The sequence below is a fragment of the Mesorhizobium sp. genome, from assembly GCF_024509055.1.
GTDB lineage: Bacteria > Pseudomonadota > Alphaproteobacteria > Rhizobiales > Rhizobiaceae > Mesorhizobium.
In genome coordinates, this window is the sequence record NZ_JANINM010000204.1 from 1 (window position 1) to 3141 (window position 3141).

Annotated in this window: 4 protein-coding genes; all 4 read left to right on the plus strand. The window is 62.8% G+C overall.

Features of this window, described 5'->3' with window-relative positions; all coding sequences use genetic code 11:
- Window positions 1-480: carbohydrate ABC transporter permease (locus tag Q0L57_RS09515; protein ID WP_296741564.1), on the plus strand; the 480-nt coding region annotated here is incomplete at its 5' end.
- Window positions 481-482: 2 nt separating this feature from the next.
- Window positions 483-1583 carry an ABC transporter ATP-binding protein gene (locus Q0L57_RS09520; RefSeq protein WP_296741573.1) on the plus strand — a complete coding sequence of 367 codons (1101 nt, stop codon included), beginning with the start codon at window positions 483-485 and terminating at the stop codon, window positions 1581-1583.
- A 30-nt stretch (window positions 1584-1613) separates the two neighbouring features.
- Window positions 1614-2366: a sugar phosphate isomerase/epimerase gene (locus Q0L57_RS09525; protein ID WP_296741567.1), complete on the plus strand. Its 753-nt coding sequence runs from the start codon at window positions 1614-1616 to the stop codon at window positions 2364-2366.
- Window positions 2367-2371: 5 nt separating this feature from the next.
- On the plus strand, window positions 2372-3141 hold a 770-nt coding region (locus tag Q0L57_RS09530; protein WP_296741570.1), incomplete at its 3' end, for a Gfo/Idh/MocA family oxidoreductase.

Consider the following 3141-nt stretch of genomic DNA (forward strand, 5'->3'; position numbering starts at 1 on the left):
CAGGTGATGATCTATCCGATCGTCATCATCCTGCGCGAGATCGGCATCTACGGCACGCTCACCGGGCTGGTGATCGTGCATTCGATCTTCGGCATGCCGATCCTGACGCTCCTGTTCCGCAACTATTTCACCTCGATGCCGGAGGAGCTGTTCCGTGCGGCGCGCGTCGACGGCGCCGGCTTCTGGGGCATCTACCTGCGCATCATGCTGCCGATGTCGCTGCCGATCTTCGTCGTCGCCATCATCCTGCAGGTCACCGGCATCTGGAACGACTTCCTGTTCGGCGTCGTCTACACGCGCCCCGACACCTATCCGATGACGGTGCAGCTGAACAACATCGTCAACTCGGTGCAGGGCGTGAAGGAATACAACGTCAACATGGCTGCCACCATCCTGACCGGGCTGGTTCCGCTCGTCGTCTATTTCGTTTCCGGAAAGCTTTTCGTGCGCGGCATCGCCGCCGGCGCGGTGAAAGGATGATGATGGCAGCGGCAATCGCCAATCCCAGCGTTTCGATCCAGGATCTGTCGCTCAGTTTCGGCGCCGTGTCGGTGCTGCAGACGCTCAACCTGAATGTCGCCGACGGCGAGTTCATCGTGCTGCTCGGGCCTTCGGGCTGCGGCAAGTCGACCCTGCTCAACTGTATTGCCGGCCTGCTCGACATCTCCGCCGGGCGCATCTTCATCAAGGGCAAGAACGTCACCTGGGAGGAGCCGAAGGACCGCGGCATAGGCATGGTGTTCCAGTCCTACGCGCTCTATCCGCAGATGACGGTGGAGAAGAACCTGTCCTTCGGCCTGCGCGTCGCCGGCGTGCCGAAGGACGAGATCGCCAAGCGCATCGCTCGCGCGTCCGAAATCCTGCAGATCGAGCCGCTGCTGCAACGCAAGCCTTCAGCGCTTTCCGGCGGCCAGCGCCAGCGCGTCGCGATCGGCCGCGCGCTGGTGCGCGACGTTGACGTCTTCCTGTTCGACGAGCCGCTCTCCAATCTCGACGCCAAATTGCGCTCGGAGCTGCGCGTCGAGATCAAGCTGCTGCACCGCCGGCTGCAAAACACGATGATCTACGTCACCCACGACCAGATCGAGGCAATGACGCTCGCCGACCGCATCGCGGTGATGAAGGGCGGCGTCATTCAGCAGCTCGACGCGCCGCAGACCATTTACAACCGGCCGGTCAACCGTTTCGTCGCCGGCTTTCTCGGCTCGCCCGCGATGAACTTCATCGACGGCAGGTTGGAGAAAGGCGAGGGCGATTGGCGCTTTGCCTCCGAGGATGTGCAAATTCCGCTTGCGACCTATGCCTTCGAAAAGGAACCGGTGCCGGGTCCGGTGGTCTTCGGCATTCGTCCCGAGCATGTCGCCTTCAACAGCGGCACGGGCTGGCCCTTCACCGCGAGTTCCAATGTCGAGGTCGTGGAGCCGATGGGCTCCGACACACTGGTCTGGCTGAAGCTCGGCAAGCAGAACTTCACCGTGCGCGTGACCTCCGAACGCACGCCGAAAAACGGCGATGCCGTCACCATCGGCTTCGACCCGATGCGTGCCTCGCTCTTCGACGCCCAATCCGGCAACCGGCTTTAACCTCCCAGGAACAACAGAACGGACAGACAGATGAACTGGTCATTCCAACTTTACAGCGCCCGCAATTTCCAACCGTGGGACAACGTGGTGAAAATGCTCGGCAAGCTCGGCTACAGCCAGGTCGAGGGTTTCGGCGGCGTCTATGACGATCCGAAGGCCTTCCGCGCCGAGCTCGACAAGAACGGTCTTGCGATGCCCACCGGCCATTTCTCGATCGAGGCGTTGGAAAAGGATTTTGACGGCGTCCGCAGGATCGCCGACGCGCTCGGCATCTCGCTCTTGATCTGCCCCTATCTGGTCGCCGAAGCCCGACCGTCCGACGCGGCCGGTTGGCGCGGCTTCGGCGAGCGCCTGGCCAAGGTCGGCGAGACTGCGAAGAGGGCCGGCTACGGTTTTGCGTGGCACAACCATGATTTCGAGTTCAAGCCGCTCGCCGACGGCTCGCTGCCGCAGGACCACATCCTGGCGGCCGCCCCGGACATCGGCTGGGAAATGGATGTCGCATGGGTGGTGCGCGGCGGCGCCGACCCGCTGCCCTGGATCGAAAAGCACGGCAAGCGCATCAGCGCCGTGCATATCAAGGACATGGCCAAGCCCGGCGAGGGGCTGGACGAGGACGGCTGGTCGGATGTCGGCCACGGCACCATAGGCTGGGCAGGTCTGTTCAGGACATTGCGCGCCAAAAGCGCGGCGAAGTACTTCATCATGGAGCAGGATAATCCCAATGACATCGAGCGCTATGCCCGCCGCTCGATCGCGGCAGCCAAGAGCTGGCAGGAGTAATCAAAATGGCAGATAAGCTTGGCGTCGGCGTCATCGGCTGCGGCAACATTTCGAAGGCATATTTCTCGCTGGCGCCGTTGTTTCGCGGCATCAAGATGCGCGCCTGTGCGGACATCAACATGGAGGCCGCCAAGGCGCGGGCGAAGGAGTTCAAGCTCCGCGCCGAAACGGTCAACGAACTGCTCAAGGACGACGAGATCGACATCGTCGTCAACCTGACGGTCCCGGCCGTGCATTACGAAGTGTCGAAGGCGGTGCTCGACGCCGGCAAGCATGTCTATTCGGAAAAGCCGTTCGTGCTTTCGATCAAGGAAGGGCTTGATCTCGAAAGCCGGGCCGAGAAGAAGGGCCTGCGCATAGGCTCGGCGCCGGACACTTTCCTCGGCGGTGCCCACCAGCTGGTGCGCGACCTGATCGACAGCGGCAAGCTCGGCTCGATCACCAGCGGCACATGCCATGTGATGAGCCATGGCATGGAGCACTGGCACCCCAATCCCGACTTCTTCTTCCAGCCGGGCGCGGGTCCGGTGCTGGACATCGGGCCCTACTACGTCACCAACCTGATCCAGCTGATCGGGCCGGTCAAACAGGTGGCCGCCTTCGCGACGACGCCGGCCAAGGAGCGCACCATCAGCTCGCAACCTCGCGCCGGCGAAAGAATCCCGGTCAACACGCCGACCACCATCCATGCGCTGCTGGAGTTCGCGAACGGGGCGGTGATCACGCTCAACACCTCCTGGGACGTCTGGAGCCACGGCCATGCGCCGATGGAGCT